Origin of the sequence: Micromonospora sp. WMMD754, from assembly GCF_049315235.1 — a bacterium.
Classification (GTDB): Bacteria; Actinomycetota; Actinomycetes; order Mycobacteriales; family Micromonosporaceae; genus Micromonospora; species Micromonospora sediminicola.
Window position 1 is genome coordinate 5,634,912 of sequence record NZ_CP186058.1, and the last position, 21,256, is coordinate 5,656,167.

The window sequence follows — 21,256 nt, forward strand, 5'->3', positions numbered from 1 at the left end:
GGTCACACCCCCATCTCGGCCTCGTACGCCCGCCGGAACCGGCGGCGGGCCACGGGCGCGAGGCAGACGTGCCAGGCCTGTCCCTCGTCGATGACGTTGATCTCACCGGCCTCCTGGCGGGCCAGCAGCAGCCCGGCCAGGGTGGTGCGGGCCCCGAAGCGCTCGTACCACGCCAGCTCCACGTCGGCCGCCCAGCCGAGGCAGTGCCCACTGGGCACCATCGCGGCGTATCCCAGCCGGCGCAGCCGATACTGGTGCTCGGCGCTGCGGGCCAGACTGGTCACCCAGAGCGGCGGCGTGCCGGGCGGGCCGGCCGCGGCGAACTCCCGGCCCAGGTCGTTGAGGAACGCGATCATCTCGCGGCGGGCGCGGCGGAACAGCAGGCCCGCGGTGCGGGGCGTGGCGTCCGGGCGCAGCCGGCGGCGGACCGCCCGCAGGCCCCGCCCGAGCACCGTGGCGGGCTGCTCCTGGTAGCGGAAGTCGAGCAGGCCGCGGCGGCGCAGCCACTCCAGGTCGACCAGCTCGGTGCTGGTGCGGACCTGCTCGTCGGTGAGGAAGGTGGGGCTGTCCCGCCACCACAGCACGTCGATGCGGGAGAGCAGGTAGATCCGGACCAGCGCGGTGAGGTCGTGCGCCGAGCTGCGCGCGTTGGGCTGGTAGCGGGCCATCTCCAGCAGCAGCGTCTCCCGGGCGCCGACCAGCCCCTGGGGCGTGGCGTCCAGGACCGCCGCGACGGCCGGTTCGCGCAGCCGCTGGTCGAGCAGCACCTGTCGGGCGGTGGTCGACGGCGCGTCGGCCAGCGCGCCCACCTCGACCAGCAGCTCCGCCACGGCCGACCGGTACGCGGCCAGGTCGGGCGCGGCGGTGGTCCGCCGCCCTCCGGCGGGCAGCCGGCGGGCGGCGGGGGCGGTGGACGCGACGGCGGGACCGGGCTGGCGACCGGGGCTTCGGCTGGGCACTCGCATGGTCTCCGTCCCCTCTCGGGCAGGACACGGCGTGATGAAACCTGCACTCACCGTAATCGCCAGAGAAGGTACCTCCGAGAACAATCCTCCTATCTCCTCCGAAGGTGCCCGATCAGGTGGCGAACCGCCGTGACAGCTGCTGCACCTCGGCGTACCCCGGCGCGGCCGGCTCGCCGGTGTCCGCCCCGGCGGCGACCGCGTCGACCCGACGCAACGCCGCACCCAGGGCCGCCCGGAACAGCAGCGAACCGGTGCTCACCCGGGCCACCCCGAGCCGGCCCAGGCGGTCCAGGTCCGGCCCGCCCGGCCGGTGCAGGACGTTCAGCGGCAGTCCGGCCTCCGCCACCAGCGTGCCGACCGTGTCGTCGGGCGCGCCGGGGACGAAGAAGCCGTCGGCGCCCGCCGCCCGGTACGCCGCCGCCCGGCGCCGCGCCTCGGCCAGCGGCGCCGGCACGTCCAGCCACCACGCGTCGGTGCGGGCGTTGACGAAGAGCCCCGGCGCCGCCGCGCGTACTGCCGCGATCTTCGCCGCGACGAGCGGCGCCGGGGTCAGGGTGCCGTCCGGACGGCCGTCCTCCAGGTTCACCCCCACCACTCCCAGGGCGGCCAGCTCGCCGACGTAGCGGGCAACGGCCGCGGGCTCCTCGTCGAAGCCGTCCTCCACGTCGACGGTGAGCAGCACCGGCAGGTGCCGCAGGCGACGGGCCAGGTCCAGGGTCTCGGCCCGGGTCGCCCCGGCGCCGTCCGGCCGACCGGCGGCCGCCGCGACACCGAGGCTGGTCGTGCCGATCGCGGCATGCCCCCGGGCGGTGAGCGCCGCCGCGGACGCGTGGTCCCAGGCGTTGGGCAGCAGCAGGGGGCGGCCGGGCCGGTGCAGCGCGCGGAAGGCCGCGTGGCGGTCGCTCATCGCAGGGTCACCTCGAGACGGGTCGGGACGCGCAGCGTCGGATGCGGGGCGTAGCTGACCGGAGCGTCGACCGGTGCGCAGCGGCGGCGCAGCACGTCGACCACATCGGCGGCCAGGGCGAGCGCGTGCCACGACCCCGGGCAGCCCCGGGCGCCGGCGCCGAACGTCAGCGCTCCACCGGACCGGTCGACCACGAACCGGTCCGGCTCCGGATGGACGGCCGGGTCCCGGTTCGCCGCGTCGAAGCGGAGCAGCAGCGGCTCGCCGACCCGGATCGACCGGCCGCCCAGGTCGAGTGCGGCGGTGGTGATCCGGCGGGTGGCGCGTACCGGTGGGTCGAGCCGCAGCACCTCGGCGAGCAGCGCGGCGGTGGCGAGCCCGGCCGGCGCGGTGAGCCCGTGCCGGACCGCCGCGCCGATCAGCCCGGCCGTGGCGTCGGCGGCCTGCACCAGCAGCCCGATCCGGTTCGCGGTCACCTCGGCCGGCGCCGGTGGCGACATCGCCACCAACGCGGCCACCGCCCGGTCGGCCCGCGCGAGCGCGGCCGGCGCCGCGCCCGGATGGTAGGCGGCGGCCACCGCCGTCACCGCCGGGGCGGCCGCCGCCGGATCCGCCAGGCCGAGCCGCTCCCCCAGCACCACCAGCGGTACGCCCCGCGCCAGCGCCCCCATCACCTCCACCCGGGGTGTAAGGAAGGGCCCCCTGTTAACGCCTCCGGTAGTGCAAGGGACCCCTCTTAACAGAGGTGGCACGGGCGACGCCGACCGGTCGAGGAACTCGCCGGTCCGCCGTGCGGCGGCCAGGGACAGGTCCCGCGGGTCGAGGTCGGCCAGCGCCGTCACCGCGATCGCCCGCCGGCCGGGGTGGCGCTCGGGTGGGCTGAAGCGGCTGACGGACGCGCGCAGCCAGGCCAGCGAGCCGGCGACGCCGGGCGGCCCGGCGGGCGGCACCACGCAGCGGGGATCGGTCAGGGCGGCGATGACGTCCGCGTGCCGGGTGACCAGCCAGCCGTCGTCGCCTCGGGTCGGCGGTCCGCAGGCCGGCGTGCCCGGGGCGGCCGTGATCGTCGGTAGGTCCACCACCCGACCGTAGGACGCCGATCGTTCGGTCCGGACCGAACGATCGCCGCGCCAGGTCGGCGAGCTGGCGGCGTCAAAGGCACGTCGACCCCACCAGCTCGCCGACCTGGCCTCGATCAGGCGGACCGGGCCGCCGGGCGGACGGGACGGGCGGGCGGATCAGGCGCGGGCGGGGCCGGTGTCGCGGGAGGTGGGCGGGGCGAGCAGCCCCGGGTCGAGCGCGAGGGCGGCGGCGAGGCCGTCCCGCCCGGCCGGGGTGAGCCGCACCGCCCGACCGGTCCCCCGCGCGATCCAGCCGAGGTCGAGGAAGCGCCCGCACAACGCGGCGCCGAGCGCGCCGGCCAGGTGCGGCCGCCGTTCGGTCCAGTCCAGACAGTCGCGCACCAGCGGTCGACGGGCGGCGCGCAGCCGCTCGACCGGCACGCCCACCTCGGCCAGCCAGGACATCCCGGCCGGGGTGAGCGCGAGGCCGCCGGCCCGGTCCAGCACACCGCGGGCGAGCAGCGCGTCGTGCAGCAGCACGCCGAGTCGCCCGGCGAGGTGGTCGTAGCAGGTCCGGGCGTACGCCAGGGCGGCGCCGGCCGACGCGGCGCGCAACGTGCGGGGCGGCGTGGCCGGGGCGGGCGCCCGCGCGGTCAGGTCCTCGAGGAGCTGGGCGACCGACGGGTCGGCCAGGCGGACGTACCGGTGCCGGCCCTGCCGTTCCTCGGCCAGCAGGCCGCCGCGCACCAGCCGGGTGAGGTGATCGCTGGCGGTGGAGGCCGCGACCCCGGCGCGGCGGGCCAGCTCACCGGCGGTCCAGGCGCGTCCGTCGAGCAGGGCGAGACAGAACTCGGCCCGGGTGGGATCGGCGAGCAGGGCGGCGAGTCCGGCCAGCCCTCGGCCGTCGGCGCGGGTGGTCATCGGACCATGCTGGCACGGCCACGGTTCGGGCCGGACCGGAAGGTGGCGCGAGGCGGCTCTTTACATCGTTGTATCCAACGTTGTACAAACGGGTGCACCGCAGTGACCTCCGTCTACCTCCAAGGCAGGCCTGATGGGACACCTCCGCCGCGGCGGCGTGCTCGCCGCCGTCCTCACCCTTCTGCTCGCCGGCGCGTCACCCGCGCCCGCCGCCGGGCCCGACCGCTACCGCAACCCGGTCTCCGCCGGGTTCGCCGACACCTTCGCCGACCCGGTCGTGGTCCGCGGCGACGACGGGCTCTGGTACGCCTTCGGCACCTCCGACCCGCTGCGCGAGGGCGAGGGAACACCGCACCGGGTGCCGATCGCCCGCTCCGCCGACCTGGTCGACTGGAGCTACGTCGGCGACGCGTTCGCCCCCGACCAGCGGCCCGCGTACGCCGCGCCGGGCGCCGCGTTCTGGGCGCCCGACGTCCGCCGGCTCGGCGGGCGGTGGGTCATGTACATGACCGTCACCGACACCACCGTCTCCGCCGACACCTTCGACACCGCGGTCGGGGTGGCCACCGCGCCGAGCCCGGCCGGACCGTGGACGTTCGCCGACGAGCCGGTGGTCGCCCCGCGTCCCGGCGCGGGCGGCGGCTACCTGTGGACCATCGACCCGAGCCAGCTCACCGGCGCCGACGGCCGGTCCTGGCTCTACTACGGCAGCTACTACGGCGGCATCGCGGTCACCGAACTGTCCCCCGACGGCCTGCGCGCGGTCGGCACGCCGACCCCGGTCGCCATCGACAACAAGTTCGAGGGCGCCTACGTGGTGCGCCGCGACGGCTGGTACTACCTCTTCGCCTCCACCGCCAACTGCTGCGCCGGCCCGGCCACCGGCTACTCCGTCCAGGTCGGCCGGGCCCGTGACCCGCGCGGCCCGTTCACCGACCGCGACGGCCAGCGCCTCGACGTCTCCCGCGCCGGCGGCACCCCGGTGCTGACCCAGAACGGCAACCGCTGGATCGGCACCGGCCACAACGCCGTGCTCACCGACCTGTCCGGGCAGGACTGGATCGCCTACCACGCGATCGACCGGGCCGACCCCTACCTGGACGAGCCGTTCGGCGTCAACGAGCGGCCGATGCTGCTGGACCGGCTCGACTGGATCGACGGCTGGCCGACGGTGAACGCCGGCGCCGGCCCCTCCGACGGCGCCCGCCCCGCGCCGGTCACCACGGGCCGCGTCGACGCCCGCTTCGCCACGTCCGACCTGCGCGACTGGCGGGTCGAGAGCGGCACGTGGCGGGCGGCCGGCGGGGTGCTGACCGGCACCGGGGCGCTGGCCTCGCGTACCGGGATCGGCGGCGACCTGCGGGCGGAGACCGACCTGCGGCTGACCGGCGCGGCCACCGCCGGGCTGCGGCTCGGCGGCGTGGACGTCCGGGTCGGCGGCGGCCGGCTGACCGCCGGCGCCGCCGCGACGGCGCTGCCCGCCGGGACCGACCTGACCCACCGGCACACCCTCGCGGTCGAGGTACGCGGCCGGCAGCTCGTCGCCACGCTCAGCCCGTCCCGCCTCGGCGACCCGGTCGCCCGGGTGTCGCTCCGGCTCCCCCGCCCCACGACCGGTGCGCTGGTCCTGCGGGCCCAGGGCGGGCCGGCCGAGTTCGACAACGTCAGCGCCGCCCGGTTGTACCGCCCGGTCCGGCACCCGGTCGCGCCGCCCCGGGTCGGCCCGGTGCTGCGCGGCTTCTCCGACGAGTTCACCGGTGGGCTCGACCCGGCCTGGCGCTGGGTACGCCCGGATCCGGCCGTCACCGTGGCCGGCGGCGCGCTGCGCTGGCCGGTGCAGGACGCCGACCTGTCCGGCACCGGCAACACCGCCGGGGTGCTGCTGCGCGACGCGCCCGCCGGGGACTACGTGGCCGAGACGAAGGTGACGCTCGACCTAAGCGAGGACACGGTCCGCAACTACCAGCAGGCGGGCCTGGTCGCGTACGTCGACGACGACCGGTTCGCCCGGCTGACCCAGGTGGCGATCTGGAACACCCGTCAGGTCGAGTACGGCTACGAGCTGCCCTTCGCCGGGCAGCCGGTGTACGGCGGCAGCATCGTCGGCACGCCGGGCACCACCACCTGGCTGCGGTTGGCCCACCACGTCGACCGGGTCACCGGGGAACACGAGTTCCGCGCCGGCTCCAGCCGCGACGGGAAGCACTGGACGTGGGGGGCGGTGTGGACGTTCCCGGCCGACACCACGCCCCGGATCGGGCTGGTCGCGCACGGCGGCGCCACGCCCGCCGTGACGGCCGAGTTCGACTACCTGCGTTTCCACCGCTGACCCGCCGGGGCCGCCCGCACCTCGCGGGCGGCCCCGCTCAGCGGTCCGGACGCGGGCAGGTCCCGGCCAGCTCGGAGACCGTGCGCGTATCCCCGTCGTAGCTGCGGGCCGCCACGAACGCGCCGCCCGGGCGGTCCGCTCCGGCGACCGCCCGGGCGAGGCGGCGGTCCGCGCCCCGGAACCGCAGCGCCAGGCTCAGGTGCGGCACCCAGCGCCCGGGCAGGTGCCAGGGGTGCGGGCCGGACGCCTCGGCCAGCACGTCCCAGACCGCGCCGTGCAGCGCGACCAGCTGCGGTGTCGGGTGGACCAGCCAGACCAGCGGGGCGCTGCCGTCGAGGACGGCCAGCCGGTCCAGCCGCACCGGCAGCGGCAGCGCGGCGTCGCAGAGGTCGGCCAGGCGCTGCTCGGCGCCGGGCGGGAACTCGTCGACCGAGGCGAGCGTCAGGTGCGGCCGGTTCGTCGGGTGCGTGTTGCGGGCCAGGCTGGGCAGGCCGGCGGCGGCGAGCCGGTCCCAGGCCGCCCGCACCGCCGCGTCCAGCTCCGGCGAGCAGAGCAACTCGACCGTCCGCACATGATCAGGCTAGTCGCCGTCGGTCAGCCACGACGCCCCGAAGGGCCGGCCGACCGGGACGGATCAGAGCCATCCCGCCTCCCGGGCCCGCCGGACCGCCTCGGCCCGGTCGGCGGCGCCGAGCTTCTGCACGCACGCGCTCAGGTGGTTGCGGACCGTCCCGGCGGCCAGGTGGGTACGTCGGGCGATCACCGCGACCGGAGTGCCGAGTTCGGCCAGCCGGAGCGTCTCCAGCTCGCGCGGGGTCAGCGGGCACTCGGGCAGGGTCAGCGCGTCGGCGGCGAGGGCCGGGTCGACGTACCGCGCACCGGAGTGCACCCGGCGGATCACGTCGGCCAGCGCGCCGCCCGGAGCGCCCTTGGCGAGGAAGCCACGGGCGCCGGCGGCCAGCGCCGGTCGAAGCTGGGCGGGCCGGCCGTGCCCGGTGAGGATCACCGGCGCGCACGCGGGCAGCGCCCGGGCGAGTTCGGCGGCGACCGCCACGCCGCCGGGCGGCGGCATCTCCAGGTCGAGGACGGCGACGTCGGGGCGGTGGGCCAGCGCCGCGGCCAGGGCGGCGCGACCGTCGGCGGCGTGCGCGACCACCTCGATGTCCGGTTCCAGGTCGAGCAGGGCGGCCAGCGCCAGCCGGATCAGCTCCTCGTCGTCGGCCAGCAGGACCCGGATCACGACGTCACCGGCACGGTCGCCACCAGGCTGAACACGCCGTCCTCGGCGGACGCCCGCACGCGTCCGCCGGCCGGGGCCAGCCGGTCGGCCAGCCCGCGCAGGCCGCCGCTGAGCCGGTCCGGCCCGGCGTCACGGACCCCGTCGTTGCGTACGGTCAGGGTCACCAGGCCGTCCTCCCGGGTGATCTCGATCCGGCACCAGCCGGCCCGACTGTGCCGCAGCACGTTCGTCCCGGCCTCCCGCAGCACGGCGGCGAGGTCGGCGGCGACCGGGGCGGGCAGGTCGCCCGCCGGCGGCACCACGGTGCAGCGGACCCCGCTGGAGCGCAACACCTCCCCCACCGCGGCCACCTGCTCGGCCAGGTCGACGGTGCGGTAGCCGTGCACTGCCGCCCGTACCCGGGTCAGCGCCGACGCGGCGAGCCGCCGGGCCTCCGCCGCCTCCCGGCCGGCCCGCTCGCCGTCCACCGGCGCCAGCCGTTCCGCCAGCTCGGCCTTGAGCGCGATCACCGTGAGGTCGTGCCCGAGCAGGTCGTGCACGTCGCGGGCGAAGCGCAGCCGCTCCTCGGCCGCGGCCAGCCGGGCCCGGGCCGCCTGACCCTGCCGGGCCTCCACGAGCACGTCCCAGAACCAGACCTGCACCCAGGTGAGCGCGGCGATGCCGGCGCCCACCCCGCCGGTGACCAGCAGCGCGGTGGGCACCGGCCCACCGGTCGCCGCGGTGACCGCCGCCGAGACCGCGAGCACGCCCGTCGCGGCGAGGACCCCGGTGGCGGGCCGGAGCAGCAGCGGTGTCATGCCGACCAGGGAGGCGCCCAACCAGGCCCAGGTGGGCCACGCGCCCGCCGCGACCGGGCCGACCAGGGGCAGGCTGAGCAGCGCGGCCGCCACCAGGGCGAGGTGCCGACGCCGCCGGGCGGCCGTGGCGAGCCACGGCGTCACCGCCGCGTGCAGCACCGCCACCTGCGCCACCGTGAAGGCGAGCAGGCCGACGACGCCGATCGTCGCCCGCAGCGGATCCGGTTCCCGGGCCAGGCCGACGGCGGGCAGCAGCACCGTGGTCCACACGTTCGTGGCCAGCGACAGCAGGGTGACCCGCCGGGCCCGGCGCAGCCGGTGGTCCGCCGAATCGACTGTCATGCCCGCCGATCCTAGGTGGTGCCGGTCCCGGCGGACCGCTGCGAAATGTCACGGCCGACCCGTGCGTCCCGCACGGATTTCCGGTGACGGACGCGCCTGTCCCGGTGCGCCCGGCCCGGGCAGGGTCGGGGCATGACGGAGATGACGGTGGGCGTACCCCGGCGGTGGGCCGGGTGGGGACGGACCCGGCACCTGGCCGGGATGGTCGTGGCGATGGTGGCCGGGATGGTGCTGCTCGGCCCGCTGTGGCGGGTGGGCGGGGACCTGCTGAGCGGTGCGGGCGTGCTGGCCCGGCCGGACGTGGGCGCGCTGGTGATGGCGACGAACATGGCGCTGGGCATGGTCGCCTGGATGTGGTACCGGGGCGACGCGTGGGCCGCCACCGGGGAGATGAGCGCGGCCATGTACGTGCCGTTCCTGCTGCTCCTGCCGCCCTGGTGGGCGGGGTGGGTCGGGGACGACGCGCTGCTGCTCGGCGGGCACCTGCTGATGGTGCCGGCGATGGCGCTGGTGGCGCTGCGGCACCGCCACCCGGTCGCCGCGCCGCCCCGGCGGCACCCGGTGGCGGCGGCCGTGGCCCGTCGCTGGCCGGTCGGGCTGGCGCTGCTCATGACCGCCGACCTGTGGTTCGCCCCGACGGTGTTCTCGCCGTGGACGCTGCTCGTGCTGCCCGGCGGCTACCTGGTCCTCGGCGCCTGGCGACGGCGGTTCGGCGACCGGCGTCAGCTCGCCGTCCAGCTCGTGGGGTTGGCCGTCTGGGGTGGCCTGGCGGCCGTGGCGCTGGCCGCGCCGGCCGGGGTCGCCGGCACGCTCGTCGGCCTGGGCTGGCTCGGGCACGCCGGCTGGGACCTGTGGCACCACCGCGCCGACGGGGTGGTGCCACGCGGGTACGCGCAGTGGTGCATCGCGCTGGACGTGGCGGTGGGGGTGACCACCCTGCTGGCCGTCACGTCCGGGTGAGCCGGCCCGGTCACGGGGCCGGGCCGGCTCACCCGCACGGACGCCGGGGGTGGCGCGGCGAACGTTTACGCCGGTCGCCGCGACCACCGTCCGGCGGTGATGAAAGGCTTGCCACATGAGTTCCGCACCGACCCCGACCGACCCCGCCCTTCCCGCCGACGCCGAGGACGCCACCGCCTTCGCGGATCTCGGGCTGCGCACCGAACTGCTGGGCGCGCTGTCCGCCCTCGGCTACGAGGAGCCGACCCCGATCCAGCGGGAGGCCATCCCACCGTTGCTGGCCGGTCGGGACCTGCTCGGGCAGGCGGCCACCGGCACCGGCAAGACCGCCGCGTTCGCCCTGCCGCTGCTGCAGCGCATGCCGACGGACCGGCCGGGCGGCGACCCGGTGTCGCTGGTGCTGGTGCCGACGCGGGAACTGGCCGTGCAGGTCTCCGAGGCGTTCCACCGCTACGGCAAGGACCTGGGCGCCCGGGTGCTGCCGATCTACGGCGGGCAGCCGATCGGCCGGCAGTTGCGTGCGCTCGACCACGGGGTGGACGTGGTGGTGGCGACGCCCGGCCGGGCCCTCGACCACATCGCCCGGGGCACGCTGCGGCTGGGCTCGGTGGCCACGGTGGTGCTGGACGAGGCGGACGAGATGCTCGACATGGGCTTCGCCGAGGACATCGAGGCGATCCTGGAGCACGCCCCCGAGGGCCGCCAGACGGTGCTCTTCTCGGCCACCATGCCGGCCCGCATCGACGGGCTCGCCCGCCAGCACCTGACCGACCCGGTCCGGATCCGGATCGAGCGGGAGCAGGCGGTGGCCGGGGCGGCGCCGCGGGTGCGGCAGAGCGCGTACCTGGTGGCGCGGGCGCACAAGCCGGCCGCGCTGGGTCGCGTGCTGGACGTGGAGTCGCCGACCGCCGCCATCGTGTTCTGCCGCAGCCGGGAGGAGGTCGACCGGCTCACCGAGACGATGAACGGCCGCGGCTACCGGGCCGAGGCGCTGCACGGCGGGATGAGCCAGGAACAGCGGGACCGGGTGATGGGTCGGCTGCGCGCCGGCACCGCTGACCTGCTGGTCGCCACCGACGTGGCGGCCCGGGGGTTGGACGTCGAGCAGCTCACCCACGTGGTGAACTACGACGTGCCCTCGGCGCCGGAGTCGTACGTGCACCGCATCGGCCGGGTGGGCCGGGCCGGGCGGGAGGGTGTGGCGATCACCCTCGCCGAGCCGCGTGAGCACCGGATGCTCAAGACCATCGAGCGGGTCACCGGCCAGCGGATCTCGGTCGACAAGATCCCCACGGTGGCCGACCTGCGGACCCGGCGCTTCGAGCTGACCCAGGCCGCGGTACGGGAGTCGCTGCTGGAGGACGACCTGGAGCCGTTCCGGGCGGTCGTCGAGTCGCTGACCGACGAGTTCGACCTGATGGAGGTGGCGCTCGCCGCGGTCCGGCTGGCCCACGAGGCCACCCTGCCCGGCACGGCCGACGAGGAGGAGATCCCCCAGGTCGCCGTCCGTCCGAACCGGGAGGCGCGGCCCGGGTACGACAGCCGGGACCGGCGCGGTGGCACCCGGTCCCGGGGCGCGGGCACCACGCAGGTCTTCATCGGGCTGGGCCGGCGGGCCGGGGTACGGCCGCAGGACCTGGTCGGCGCGATCACCGGCGAGACCCGGATCAACGGGCGCGACATCGGCTCGATCGAGATCGCGGACCGGTTCTCGCTGGTCGAGGTGCCGCAGGCGATGGCCGACGAGGTGATCCGGGGCCTGCGGGGCAGCACCATCAAGGGGCGCAAAGCCACCGTCCGCCGCGACCGCGACGGCGACGACCACCGGTAAGGCGGTTAAGAGGGGCCCCCTGCCATGCACGAGGCGTTAACAGGGGGCCCTTCCTTTCACCTCAGGCGGCGACGGGCTGGCCGCCGAGCGTCTGCGCGTCGACGTCGGCCGGGCGCAGCGCCAGCGCGAGCACGTCCGCGACGTCGGCCAGGGTGTGCACGGTCAGCGCCTCGCGCACCTCGGCCGGCAGGTCGTCCAGGTCCGGCTCGTTGCGCTTCGGGATGATCACCTCGGTCAGGCCGGCCCGGTGCGCGGCGAGCAGCTTCTGCTTCACCCCGCCGATGGGCAGCACCCGGCCGGAGAGCGTCACCTCGCCGGTCATCCCGAACTCCGGCCGCACCGGGCGGCCGGTCACCAGGGAGGCCAGCGCGGTCACCATGGTGATGCCGGCGCTCGGCCCGTCCTTGGGCACCGCGCCCGCCGGGAAGTGCACGTGGATCCGCCGCCCGGCGAGCGCGTTCGGGTCGATGCCGAGCCGTCGACCGTTGGAGCGCAGGTACGACAGCGCGATGTGCGCCGACTCCTTCATCACGTCGCCGAGCTGACCGGTGAGGGTCAGCCCCGGCTCGCCCTCCATGCTGGTCGCCTCGATGAAGAGCACGTCGCCGCCGGCGCCGGTGACCGCCAGGCCGGTCGCCACGCCGGGCACCGCCGTCCGCTCGGCCGACTCCGGGGTGAACTTGGGCCGGCCCAGGTAGCGGGCCAGGTTGCCGGTGTCGACCCGGACCGGCGCCGGGTCGGACGCCAACGCCACGGTCACCTTGCGCAGGATCTTGGCGAGCGCCCGTTCGAGCTGCCGGACCCCGGCCTCCCGGGTGTACTCACCCGCGATCAGCGCCAGCGCCTCGTCGGCGACGGTCACCTCCTCGGCGGTGAGCCCGGCCCGCTCCCGCTGCCGGGGCAGCAGGTGGTCCCGCGCGATCGCCACCTTCTCGTCCTCGGTGTAACCGTCCAGGCCGACCAGCTCCATCCGGTCCAGCAGCGGGCCGGGGATCGACTCCACCACGTTGGCGGTGGCCAGGAACAACACGTCGGACAGGTCGAGGTCGACCTCGAGGTAGTGGTCGCGGAAGGTGTGGTTCTGCGCCGGGTCGAGCACCTCCAGCAGGGCCGCCGCCGGGTCGCCGGAGTAGCCCACGCCGAGCTTGTCGACCTCGTCGAGCAGCACTACCGGGTTCATCGAGCCGGCCTCCCGCAGGGCCCGCACGATCCGGCCGGGCAGCGCGCCGACGTAGGTGCGCCGGTGGCCCCGGATCTCCGCCTCGTCGCGGACGCCGCCGAGCGAGACCCGGACGAAGGTACGCCCGAGCGCCCGCGCGACCGACTCGCCGAGGCTGGTCTTGCCGACGCCGGGCGGGCCGGCGAGGGCGAGCACCGCGCCGGAGCCGCGACCGCCGACCACGCCGAGGTTGCGCTCCGCGCGGCGGTTGCGCACCGCGAGGTACTCCAGGATGCGGTCCTTCACGTCGGTCAGCCCGGCGTGGTCGGCGTCGAGCACCGCCCGCGCCGCGGCCAGGTCGGTGTTGTCCTCGGTACGCGTGTTCCACGGCATCTCGAGGACGGTGTCGAGCCAGGTACGGATCCAGCCCGCCTCCGGTGAGGCGTCGCTGGCCCGCTCCAGCTTGCCGACCTCGCGCAGCGCCGCCTCGCGCACCTTCTCGGGCAGGTCCGCGGACTCGACCCGGGAGCGGTAGTCGGCGGAGCCGTCCGGCTCGTCCTCGCCCAGTTCCTTGCGGATCGCGGCGAGCTGCTGGCGGAGCAGGAACTCGCGCTGGGACTTCTCCAGCCCTTCGCGGACGTCGCTGGTGATCTGCTCGGTGACCTCCTGCTCGGCCAGGTGCTCCTTCACCCAGCCGACCAGCAGCTCGAGGCGGGCGGTGACGTCCGGCGCGGCGAGCAGCTCGGTCTTCTGCGCCAGGCTGAGCCAGGGCGCGTAGCCGGCCGAGTCGGCCAGCTCGGAGAGGTCGGTCATCCGCTCCATGGCGTCGATGACCTGCCAGGCGCCGCGTTGCTGGAGCACCGAGGTCATCAGCGCCCGGTACTCGCGGGCCAGTTCCCGGGCCCGGCCGGCGGGGGCGGGCTCGTCGAGGGCGGTCGCCTCGACCCAGAGGGCCGCGCCGGGGCCGGGTACGCCGGAGCCGATGCGGGCACGGGCGAGACCGCGCACCACGGCGGCCGGCTCACCGTCGGGCAGCCGGCCGACCTTCTCGATGGTGGCGACCACGCCGACGGAGCCGTACTCGCCGTCGATGCGGGGCACGGCCAGGAGTTGCCTGTCGCCGGTGGCCCGGGCCGCGTCGACCGCGGCCTGGGTGGTCGGGTCGAGGGTCACCGGGACGACCATCCCGGGCAGCAGGACGGCGTCGGTCAGGGGAAGTACCGGAAGAGTTGCCATCGAACACCTGCCATCACGTTAGTTGAGCGTGTCTGGCTCAAGTAACAAACCGTGCCCCTTGTTCCGGCTTGTGACCCACGCCACGCCCACGCCCCCCGCGCCGCCCCTCCCGCCTGTCGACCCATTTGCCGCGCCGCCGTTTACGCGACCCGCCGAATGGAAGGAGTCGGGTATTGTTGCGAAATTACCGCTTGGTAGGTCAAACTCTTAGCCACACCCCGCCCGACACAGGGAGTAATGGCGATGGCAAGGAAAGTAATCACCGTTCTGACCGACGACCTCGACGGCGGAAAGGCCGATCGGACCGTCGAGTTCAGCCTGGACGGCGTGGCCTACACGATCGACGTCTCCGACGAGAACGCCGGTGTCCTGCGTAAGGCGCTGGACCCGTACATCAGCGCTGGCAGGCGGATCGGTCGCGGCCCGGCGGACGCCGGCCGGGCGGTCCGGCGCGCGACACGGCCGAGCACCTCGGGAATGGACCGCGAGCAGAACCGCGCCATCCGCGAATGGGCCACCAAGAACGGCTACGAGATTTCCGAGCGGGGTCGCATCCCGGTCTCGGTCGTCGAGGCCTACAAGAACCGCTGAACCCTCCCGGTTCACCGTCGGGCATCCCGGGGTCACGCTGAGAAATCGGCGTGGCCCCGTCGACTTTTTCCAGGTCGACAATTTTCACGCCCCCCGATCCCACCGGCACCAATTTTCCCGCCCACCCGCCCCCCTCCGTTGATCAAGGAGTTCGCGTCGGGAGTCGGCGCGGGCCGGGACGCCAACTCCTTGATCGACGACTCGGACGCACCGACGGCCGGAGCCGCCCGGGAGGGGTCCCGGGCGGCTCCGGCCGTCGGTGGATCGGGTCAGTTGACCTGGATGCGCACCACGTCGATGGCGGGGGTCTGGTTGGCCCGCTCCATCATCGGGATGCGGTGCGAGCCGTCACCGGCCCAGACCGAGCACTGCGCCAGGCCGGACTCCGGCAGGCCCGGGATCTGGATCAGCACGTCGTCCGGCTGGGATCCGCCCCGGCCGTCCTCGGTCGCGACGAAGAACGCGGGCACGTCCTGCGGGTTCGGGGGCTGCCGGGTGCTGCCGAGCATCCGACAGGCGGTGTGGAAGTGGCCGCGCACCAGACCCTGGCCGTTGAGCAGCGAGCTCTCCAGGTAGTAGCCACCCTGACCGGCGGCGAGGAAGCGGTCCCGCACCAGGTTCTTCGTGGTGACCCGGAGCGTGAACGGCTGGTTGCGCTGCACCTGGTTCGGGAACTGGGTGATGAGCAGCGAGGGGTTGTTCGCCGCGGCGCCGACCTCACCGAATGCGGTGCTCACGCACCGGTTGCCGTTCTGGAAACCGTTGTGCGCCTCCAGCTGGCTGCCGCTGCAGTCCTTGGCGAGCACCTCCAGGCCGTTGTTGCCGCCGTTGTTGCCGCCGTTGTTGTTGCCACCGTTCTGGCCGCCGTTCTGGCCGCCGTTGTTGTTCCCGCCGTTCTGGCCACCGTTCTGACCGCCGTTGTCGCCGCCGTTCTGACCCCCGCCGTTCTGACCGCCGCCGTTCTGGCCGCCGCCGTTCTGGGCGTTGTCGGCGAGGGCGCACGCGGCGAGCTGCTCCAGGCCCTGCGGACGCTGGCCGCCCCGGCCGATCGCGGTGGCGATCCGGTTGATCGTCGCGGTGCGCTTGTCGGCGAGCGGACGGAGGATGGCGTTGTTGATGAAGTCGCCACCGTTGCGGCCGTCCCGCGCGAGCCGCCGGTTCGCCTCGGCGATCTGGCTCTCCAGCAGCGCCAGGTTGCGGTCCACCTCGGCGCGGGCCCGGCCGGGCACCTGCGGCAGCTTGCCGCGGACGTCCGGGCAGGCCACGGTCGGGGTGCCGGCGCCCGCGCCGCCGCCCCGGGTCTGCTGACACTCGGCCGACGACATCTGCCCGTCACCCCAGTGGTTACGGACCCAGCGGCCGTTCTGCCAGGTGCGGGTGGTGCTGCCCTGGCCGCCCGGGGCGGTCGCCCCCGGGCTCGGGGCCACACAGGACGCCGAGGCGGCACGGGTGCTCGTCCGCCGGTCCTGGGCGGACGAGATCTGGGTGACGGCGACGATGCCGCCGAAGACCGCGAGCGTGCCGACCACGGCCAGCATCCGCTTGCTCCGTGCGCTACCGGATGACCGGCGCGCCCGTGTGGACCTGCGCATCGAATTGCTCTCCTTCTCGATCCGGTAGTTGACTGGTGATCCCGGCGGAACGACGAATCCTCGGGGTGTGATCACTGCGACGTACGGGTCGCGCGTCAATGGCCGACGGTGCCCTTTCCGCACCGTCTCCGCGCCGTCCGGGCGCGGCGGGAAGATCTGCGTCCATTCCCGCTTAGGTACGGAGCGCCGACGGCGAAGGTTCAACCGGAGATCGGAAAAAAATCGGCGGGTCGCGACGGCCCGGTTCAGTCGACCCAGAGGTGGTCGAACGCGAAGCCGCCGTCGAACGAGGCCCGCCGCTCGGCGAGGCGTCGCACCTGCCCGCGCAGGTCGCCCCGGTCCACCAGGGACGGCGCCGCCGCGTCGAGGTCACGCAGCCGCTCCCCCAACGCCGCCACGGCCAGGTCCTCGGCGAGTCGACCCGGCTCCACCCCGCACGCGAACCCCCGGGACGTCAGCCGGACCCGCTCGACGAGGCACCGGCCGGGCCGCACCTCGACCCAGCCCCAACCCTCCGCCGGGCCGTCGGTCCAGCGCACGTGCAGGCCGCGCACGATCGGGTCGGCCAGCCGGCCCGCCACGTACGCCTCGACCGCGTCGACCCGGGCCAACGCGCCGAGGTCGTTGACCGGACCCCGCCGGCCGTCCGGGAGCCGGCCCTCGATGTCCCGGAACCCGATCGTGTCCCCGTCGTCCGGGTCGGTCCCCGCGGCGTAGGCCCGGGCGTCGACGACGTACTCGGCGAACCGGCGTGCCTGGTCCGCACCGCCGAGCGTCGGCGACTCGACCCGCACCAGCGGCAGTCCGACGGCGGCGCAGACCGCGTCGGTCAGCCGTTCCGCGCGGCGGGCCGGCGACCCGTCGGCCGCCGGCGTGGTGAACCTGACCGCGAAACGCGGAAGTCCCGTGTCGGCCGCGCACACCACCAGGTCGAGGCCGGCGCGGCCGGCGGTGCTCCACTGACTGCCGGTGACCCCCGGCGGGCGTCCCTGCACCAGCTCGCCGAGGCGCCGGTCGGCGTAGCCGACCTGGCCGGCCCGGGTGAACCGGGACGGCACGCCCGGCGGGACCGGCCGCAACCAGGACACGGCCACGCTGCCGGTGCTCGTCATCTCGCCACAATCCGTCCGTCGCTCGCCTCGACGCCCGAGTGTAGGGCGTCGATCATGGTGACCGCCTCGGCGGTGCGGGCGAATCCGGGCACCCGCCGGCCGGTGCGCCACCCGGTCCGGCCCTCTAGGCTCGGCGGGTGCACAGCGGACGGACCCCGGAGCGATTCACCAAACGCAGTCTCGTCGCCGTATCCCACGCCATCGAACGCGCCGCGCTGGCCGAGGCCGAGGACGGCCCACTCGTGGTGCTCGCGCTCTTCCAGCGGCTGCCGTACTTCGACCGGGAGCGCGCGGTCTACCGGCGGATCGCCGGTCGGGCCGCCACCACCGTGGTCGGCATGGTCGGTGGCCCCCCGCCCGACCTGCCCGACCGGACGTACGGGGTGGCGTTGGACGAGGCCGAGGATCTGGCCCGGGAGTGGAGCGTGGTGGCGCTGACCCCGCGCTTCGGCGCCACCCTGGTGGCGTACGACCGGGGCGAGGTCGGGCCGGCGCCGACGCTGGAGTCCGGCCGGCTCTTCGACGGGCGGTGGGGATTCCGCCGCGACGAGGCGCTGCACGAGGTGATCCGGCTGCGGGAGCGGCTCGCCGAACGGCTGCCCGCCGCGGCCCGGTCCGCGCTCGACGAGGCGGTCGCCCGGGTACGGGAGATCCCGGCCGGGCCGGGCGAGTCCCGGGCCGAGGCGGCGCTGCGGCTGCTGGCCCGGCGCGGCGACCGGGGCGTACGCGCGGTCGAGCCGACCGACGGCATGCTCGACGAGCCGGGCCTGCGCCGGTGGACCGACGCGGACGGGGTGACCGCCTCCGGCACGCTGCCGGTGGCCCTGGTCGGCCTGCGGGTGGACGAGCCGGCCGGCGCGCCGGAACGCTTCGGCCGGCGCAGCGTCGCCCGGGAGGGTCAGGCCGTCCTGGCCGCGGTCACCGGCGTGCTGCGCCCGGTCGACCGGGCGGTCCGCGTCGCCGACAACGAGTTCCAGCTCGTCCTGCCGGCGCTCGGCGAGCCGGAGGCGCTGGCCGTGGTCGCACGGCTGCACGAGGCCATCGGTGAGCTGGCCCGGTCGTACCCGTTCCTCGCGTACACCGTGCACGCGGCCGTGGCGGTGACCACCCGGCGGCCGCTGCCCACGGCGGACCTGCGGGCCGCGGTGGAGTGGGCGGTGCGGCAGGGCGTGCCGGTGGCGGGCCTGGAACCCGAGCCGGCGCCCGCCGTGCGCTGACCGGTCAGCGCCAGAGCACCACCTCGGTCGGCGGCTTCCGGTCGATGTCCGGCACGGTCGCGTCGGGCGCGGGATAGCCCACCGGGATGATCAGGTTGCCCCGCTCCTCGGCCGGCCGGTCGAGCAGCTCGTTGAGGAAGCGCATCGGGCTCGGCGTGTGGGTGAGCGTGGCCAGCCCGGCGTGGTGCAGCGCGGCGAGCAGGAACCCGACGGCGATCCCCACCGACTCCTTGACGTAGTAGGGCCGGGGCGACCCGGGCCCGCGGTGCACCTCGAACACCACGATCACCGCCGGCGCGGTCTCCAGGAATGGCTTGCTGGCGTCGGTGCCGAGCGGGGCCAGCGCGGCCAGCCACTCCTCCGGCGCACGCCGCTCGTAGAAGACGCGCTCCTCGGCCTCGGCGGCGGCCCGCAGGCGTCGCTTCAGCGCCGGGTCGGTCAGCACCACGAACCGCCACGGCTGCCGGTTCGCCCCGCTCGGCGCCGACGCGGCGGCCCGCAACGCCTCGGCCAGCACCCCGGGTGGGATCGGCCGGTCGCTGAAGTCGCGTACGGTGCGTCGGCGGACCAGCTGGTCGGCGAACTCACGGGCCCGGGGCAGCGCCTCGGCCGGTGGGACGCCGTAGTCGGGGGCCGGCAGGGCGGCGGGGCTCGGAGGCATCCGCTCATTGTCGACCGGTCCGCCGGCGCCGGCCACCCGACCGGCGGCCGTCGATGCGCCAGGATGGGCGGTACGAGGAGGACGACCGTGCGCGTGGTGTCACTGGTTCCCTCGCTGACCGAGGCGGTCGCGGCGACCCGCCCGGAGGTGCTGGTCGGCGCGACCGACTGGTGCACCCACCCGGACGGGCTGGACGTGACCCGGGTCGGCGGGACGAAATATCCCGACCTGGACCGGGTACTGGCGCTCGCGCCCGACCTGGTGCTGCTCAACGAGGAGGAGAACCGGCTGGCCGACGCGGAGGCGCTGCGCGCGGCCGGGGTGCCGGTGCGGGTCACCTTCCCGCGTACCGTGCCGGAGGCCCTCGACCAGCTCGGCGAGCTGGTCGCCGCGATCGGCGCGCCGGACGAGCCGCCGTGGTTGCGGGCGGCCCGCCGGGCCTGGGCCGCCCCGCCCGCGCCGGCGCGGGTCCGCACCGCGGTGGTGCCGGTGTGGCGGCGCCCCTGGGTGGTGCTGGGCCGGGACACGTTCGCCGGGGACGTGCTGCGCCGGCTCGGTGTGGTCAACGGCTGGGCCGGGGATCCGGAGCGCTATCCCCGACCGGCGCTGGACGTCCTGCGCGCCCGCGCGCCCGAGCTGGTGGTGCTGCCCGACGAGCCGTACCGGTTCACCGCCGACGACGGGCCGGAGGCGTTCCCCGGCGTGCCCTCGGTGCTGGTCTCGGGCCGGCACCTGACCTGGTACGGCCCCTCGCTGGCCGAGGCGCCGGCGCTGCTCGCCGCCCAGCTCGCCGCCCCGGTCTGACCCGTCGCCGCCGCGGGCGGGACGGACGGCCCGCCCGATCGGGTCCTTCGCGCCTGTCCGGGGTCGCCGCCGCGGGTGTGCACTGCGGGCAGGACGAAGGGAGTGGGCCATGAACCAGAACCGACTGATCGTGGTGGGCGTCGACGGGTCGGACGGCGGCCGGCGCGCCCTGGACTGGGCCGCCGACGAGGCGGCGGCGCGCGGCGGCACGGTGCAGGCGGTGGTCGCCTGGCGGTGGGACGGCATCGAGGCGGGGCCGACCACCGCGACGAACCCGACCGACGAGCGGCGACACGCGGAGGAGCTGCTCGACCGGGCGATCGCGGACCTCGTCCGGCGGCAGGGTGCCGGCCACCCGGTCGCCGGGGAGGTGGCCGAGGGCCGGCCGGCGGACGTGCTGACCGCCGCCGCCCGTACGGCCGACCTGCTGGTGCTGGGCAGCCACGGGCACAACCGGCTGCGGCACACCGTGCTCGGCTCGGTCAGTGAGGAGTGCGTCCGCAAGGCGAGCTGCCCGGTGGTCGTGGTCCCGGTGCCGGTCCCGGCGGCCCGGGCCTCCACCGAGCCGGCGCTGCGCGGCTGACCATCGACACGGCGACGGCCGCCCCAACTGTGGGGCGGCCGTCGCCGGTTGCGGGCTCGGACGCCCGACACGTCCCGGGCCCCACCGGCGTCGGCGGGGCCCGGAACGGGGACGGTCAGGCGATCGGGGTGGCGTGCACCGGGTCCAGCTCCATCAGGGTGGTGTCGTCCACGTCGTACCCGACGGCGTTGTGCACCGCGACCACGCCGGCGACCTGGCCCGCCAGGCGTCCGGCGAGGTCGACGGCGCTGCGCCGGTCCAGCCGTCCGTCCATGGTGACCTCCCCGCCGCGGACCTGGACCGTCACCAGGCCGTCCCGCACGGAGAGCACCCGACGCAGCACCTCGTGCACCACGTCCTCGCGGATCTCCGCGTCGGTGCGCAGGTGCACCCGGAGCAGGTCGCCCCGGGTCACGATGCCGGCCAGCCGGCCCAGGTCGTCGAGGACGGGCAGCCGCTTGACCGCCTCGCGGTCCATCAGCCGGGCCGTCGCGGCCAGCGACGCCCGCTCGTGCGTGGTGACCGCCGGCGCGGTCATCAGGTCGCGGGCCACCAGCGCGCCCGCCTTCTCCCGGGCGGTACGCCGGCGCCGCCCCTCGAAGACCCGCCGCTCGTCCGGGTGGCCGGAGCGCTCCACCTTGTGCAGCAGGTCCGCCTCGGAGACCACCCCGAGCACGCGGTGGAACGAGTCCACCACCGGAACCCCGCTGACCCGTTCCCGGACCAGCACGTCGACGACGTCGCGGTACGGGGTGTCCTCGCCCACCGTCGCGACGTCCCTGGTCATCACGTCGGCCACCTGCCACGTCCTCATCACGACCTCCTCGTGCCGGGCCTGCACCAGCGACGCTAGGCCGCCGCCCGGGCGCCCGGGCAGAGGCGGCGGACCGGTCCGCCGGGGGCCGTCCGGACCGGGTCGGGACGGGACCAAGGACCCGGTCACGGGGG

19 protein-coding genes are annotated in these 21,256 nt (G+C 75.8%); 7 read left to right on the top strand and 12 right to left on the bottom strand.

Features of this window, described 5'->3' with window-relative positions:
* Positions 1–2 precede the first annotated feature (2 nt).
* From ACN27B_RS26495 to ACN27B_RS26510, 4 genes are all read right to left on the bottom strand, one after another.
* On the bottom strand, positions 3–965 hold the full coding sequence (locus ACN27B_RS26495) for a hypothetical protein (RefSeq protein ID WP_099160762.1): 963 nt from the start codon (positions 963–965) through the stop codon (positions 3–5).
* A 112-nt stretch (positions 966–1,077) separates the two neighbouring features.
* Complete coding sequence (locus ACN27B_RS26500) at positions 1,078–1,872, bottom strand: isocitrate lyase/PEP mutase family protein (protein WP_099160761.1); 795 nt, start codon at positions 1,870–1,872, stop codon at positions 1,078–1,080.
* Entirely contained in the window at positions 1,869–2,951 is a 1,083-nt protein-coding gene (locus ACN27B_RS26505; RefSeq protein ID WP_422741809.1) for a cytochrome P450, read from the bottom strand. Before ACN27B_RS26505 ends, ACN27B_RS26500 begins: the two co-directional genes overlap by 4 nt.
* 159 nt (positions 2,952–3,110) lie before the next feature.
* Positions 3,111–3,854, bottom strand: coding sequence for an ArsR/SmtB family transcription factor (locus ACN27B_RS26510; RefSeq protein ID WP_099160760.1), 744 nt, complete (start codon positions 3,852–3,854; stop codon positions 3,111–3,113).
* A 133-nt stretch (positions 3,855–3,987) separates the two neighbouring features.
* On the opposite strand from ACN27B_RS26510, the gene ACN27B_RS26515 reads away from it, so the two are divergent.
* Positions 3,988–6,183 (top strand): family 43 glycosylhydrolase, encoded by a 2,196-nt coding sequence (locus tag ACN27B_RS26515; protein WP_422741810.1) that lies wholly within the window; start codon positions 3,988–3,990, stop codon positions 6,181–6,183.
* 37 nt (positions 6,184–6,220) lie between these two features.
* Here the strand turns inward: ACN27B_RS26515 and ACN27B_RS26520 are convergent, their stop codons facing one another.
* The 3 genes from ACN27B_RS26520 to ACN27B_RS26530 all read right to left on the bottom strand — a co-directional run bounded on the left by ACN27B_RS26520 (position 6,221) and on the right by ACN27B_RS26530 (position 8,562).
* On the bottom strand, positions 6,221–6,754 hold the full coding sequence (locus tag ACN27B_RS26520; protein WP_099160758.1) for a 2'-5' RNA ligase family protein: 534 nt from the start codon (positions 6,752–6,754) through the stop codon (positions 6,221–6,223).
* A 63-nt stretch (positions 6,755–6,817) separates the two neighbouring features.
* Positions 6,818–7,423: a response regulator transcription factor gene (locus ACN27B_RS26525; RefSeq protein WP_091574184.1), complete on the bottom strand. Its 606-nt coding sequence runs from the start codon at positions 7,421–7,423 to the stop codon at positions 6,818–6,820.
* The gene (locus tag ACN27B_RS26530) at positions 7,420–8,562 is read right to left on the bottom strand and encodes a sensor histidine kinase (protein ID WP_422741811.1); all 1,143 of its coding nucleotides are present in this window, start codon (positions 8,560–8,562) and stop codon (positions 7,420–7,422) included. Before ACN27B_RS26530 ends, ACN27B_RS26525 begins: the two co-directional genes overlap by 4 nt.
* A gap of 132 nt (positions 8,563–8,694) precedes the next feature.
* Here ACN27B_RS26530 and ACN27B_RS26535 point away from each other — a divergent pair, with 132 nt between their 5' ends.
* On the top strand, positions 8,695–9,522 hold the full coding sequence (locus tag ACN27B_RS26535) for a hypothetical protein (RefSeq protein ID WP_422741812.1): 828 nt from the start codon (positions 8,695–8,697) through the stop codon (positions 9,520–9,522).
* 115 nt (positions 9,523–9,637) lie between these two features.
* Positions 9,638–11,353 carry a DEAD/DEAH box helicase gene (locus ACN27B_RS26540; protein ID WP_422741813.1) on the top strand — a complete coding sequence of 572 codons (1,716 nt, stop codon included), beginning with the start codon at positions 9,638–9,640 and terminating at the stop codon, positions 11,351–11,353.
* Between the two features lie 61 nt (positions 11,354–11,414).
* Here the strand turns inward: ACN27B_RS26540 and lon are convergent, their stop codons facing one another.
* Positions 11,415–13,748, bottom strand: a complete 2,334-nt coding sequence (gene lon / locus ACN27B_RS26545) for an endopeptidase La (protein ID WP_422741814.1) — start codon at positions 13,746–13,748, stop codon at positions 11,415–11,417.
* 243 nt (positions 13,749–13,991) lie between these two features.
* Here lon and ACN27B_RS26550 point away from each other — a divergent pair, with 243 nt between their 5' ends.
* Positions 13,992–14,339, top strand: a complete 348-nt coding sequence (locus ACN27B_RS26550; RefSeq protein WP_422746077.1) for a histone-like nucleoid-structuring protein Lsr2 — start codon at positions 13,992–13,994, stop codon at positions 14,337–14,339.
* Between the two features lie 269 nt (positions 14,340–14,608).
* On the opposite strand, the gene ACN27B_RS26555 is transcribed toward ACN27B_RS26550, so the two are convergent.
* The gene (locus ACN27B_RS26555; protein ID WP_422741815.1) at positions 14,609–15,877 is read right to left on the bottom strand and encodes a hypothetical protein; all 1,269 of its coding nucleotides are present in this window, start codon (positions 15,875–15,877) and stop codon (positions 14,609–14,611) included.
* 299 nt (positions 15,878–16,176) lie between these two features.
* The gene (locus tag ACN27B_RS26560) at positions 16,177–17,043 is read right to left on the bottom strand and encodes a DUF2726 domain-containing protein (RefSeq protein ID WP_355518547.1); all 867 of its coding nucleotides are present in this window, start codon (positions 17,041–17,043) and stop codon (positions 16,177–16,179) included.
* Between the two features lie 137 nt (positions 17,044–17,180).
* Between ACN27B_RS26560 and ACN27B_RS26565 the strand changes: the two genes are divergently transcribed.
* The gene (locus ACN27B_RS26565; RefSeq protein WP_422741816.1) at positions 17,181–18,260 is read left to right on the top strand and encodes a DICT sensory domain-containing protein; all 1,080 of its coding nucleotides are present in this window, start codon (positions 17,181–17,183) and stop codon (positions 18,258–18,260) included.
* Positions 18,261–18,264: 4 nt separating this feature from the next.
* On the opposite strand, the gene ACN27B_RS26570 is transcribed toward ACN27B_RS26565, so the two are convergent.
* A complete protein-coding gene (locus ACN27B_RS26570; protein ID WP_422741817.1) occupies positions 18,265–18,921 on the bottom strand; it encodes a nitroreductase family protein in 657 nt (218 codons plus the stop codon).
* A gap of 87 nt (positions 18,922–19,008) precedes the next feature.
* On the opposite strand from ACN27B_RS26570, the gene ACN27B_RS26575 reads away from it, so the two are divergent.
* Both ACN27B_RS26575 and ACN27B_RS26580 read left to right on the top strand, forming a co-directional pair.
* Positions 19,009–19,725, top strand: a complete 717-nt coding sequence (locus tag ACN27B_RS26575; protein ID WP_091574176.1) for a helical backbone metal receptor — start codon at positions 19,009–19,011, stop codon at positions 19,723–19,725.
* A gap of 109 nt (positions 19,726–19,834) precedes the next feature.
* Positions 19,835–20,308, top strand: a complete 474-nt coding sequence (locus tag ACN27B_RS26580) for a universal stress protein (RefSeq protein ID WP_099160750.1) — start codon at positions 19,835–19,837, stop codon at positions 20,306–20,308.
* A gap of 115 nt (positions 20,309–20,423) precedes the next feature.
* On the opposite strand, the gene ACN27B_RS26585 is transcribed toward ACN27B_RS26580, so the two are convergent.
* Complete coding sequence (locus ACN27B_RS26585; protein ID WP_098746209.1) at positions 20,424–21,122, bottom strand: CBS domain-containing protein; 699 nt, start codon at positions 21,120–21,122, stop codon at positions 20,424–20,426.
* Between the last annotated feature and the right edge of the window lie 134 nt (positions 21,123–21,256).

Bases quoted from the DNA above. Each gene is read 5' to 3' on its own strand.
- ACN27B_RS26495 (WP_099160762.1), bottom strand. From the start codon at position 965: ATGCGAGTGCCCAGCCGAAGCCCCGGTCGCCAGCCCGGTCCCGCCGTC.
- ACN27B_RS26500 (WP_099160761.1), bottom strand. From the start codon at position 1,872: ATGAGCGACCGCCACGCGGCCTTCCGCGCGCTGCACCGGCCCGGCCGC.
- ACN27B_RS26510 (WP_099160760.1), bottom strand. From the start codon at position 3,854: ATGACCACCCGCGCCGACGGCCGAGGGCTGGCCGGACTCGCCGCCCTG.
- ACN27B_RS26515 (WP_422741810.1), top strand. From the start codon at position 3,988: ATGGGACACCTCCGCCGCGGCGGCGTGCTCGCCGCCGTCCTCACCCTT.
- ACN27B_RS26530 (WP_422741811.1), bottom strand. From the start codon at position 8,562: ATGACAGTCGATTCGGCGGACCACCGGCTGCGCCGGGCCCGGCGGGTC.
- ACN27B_RS26535 (WP_422741812.1), top strand. From the start codon at position 8,695: ATGACGGAGATGACGGTGGGCGTACCCCGGCGGTGGGCCGGGTGGGGA.
- ACN27B_RS26540 (WP_422741813.1), top strand. From the start codon at position 9,638: ATGAGTTCCGCACCGACCCCGACCGACCCCGCCCTTCCCGCCGACGCC.
- lon (WP_422741814.1), bottom strand. From the start codon at position 13,748: ATGGCAACTCTTCCGGTACTTCCCCTGACCGACGCCGTCCTGCTGCCC.
- ACN27B_RS26550 (WP_422746077.1), top strand. From the start codon at position 13,992: ATGGCAAGGAAAGTAATCACCGTTCTGACCGACGACCTCGACGGCGGA.
- ACN27B_RS26555 (WP_422741815.1), bottom strand. From the start codon at position 15,877: ATGCTGGCCGTGGTCGGCACGCTCGCGGTCTTCGGCGGCATCGTCGCC.
- ACN27B_RS26560 (WP_355518547.1), bottom strand. From the start codon at position 17,043: ATGACGAGCACCGGCAGCGTGGCCGTGTCCTGGTTGCGGCCGGTCCCG.
- ACN27B_RS26570 (WP_422741817.1), bottom strand. From the start codon at position 18,921: ATGCCTCCGAGCCCCGCCGCCCTGCCGGCCCCCGACTACGGCGTCCCA.
- ACN27B_RS26580 (WP_099160750.1), top strand. From the start codon at position 19,835: ATGAACCAGAACCGACTGATCGTGGTGGGCGTCGACGGGTCGGACGGC.
- ACN27B_RS26585 (WP_098746209.1), bottom strand. From the start codon at position 21,122: ATGAGGACGTGGCAGGTGGCCGACGTGATGACCAGGGACGTCGCGACG.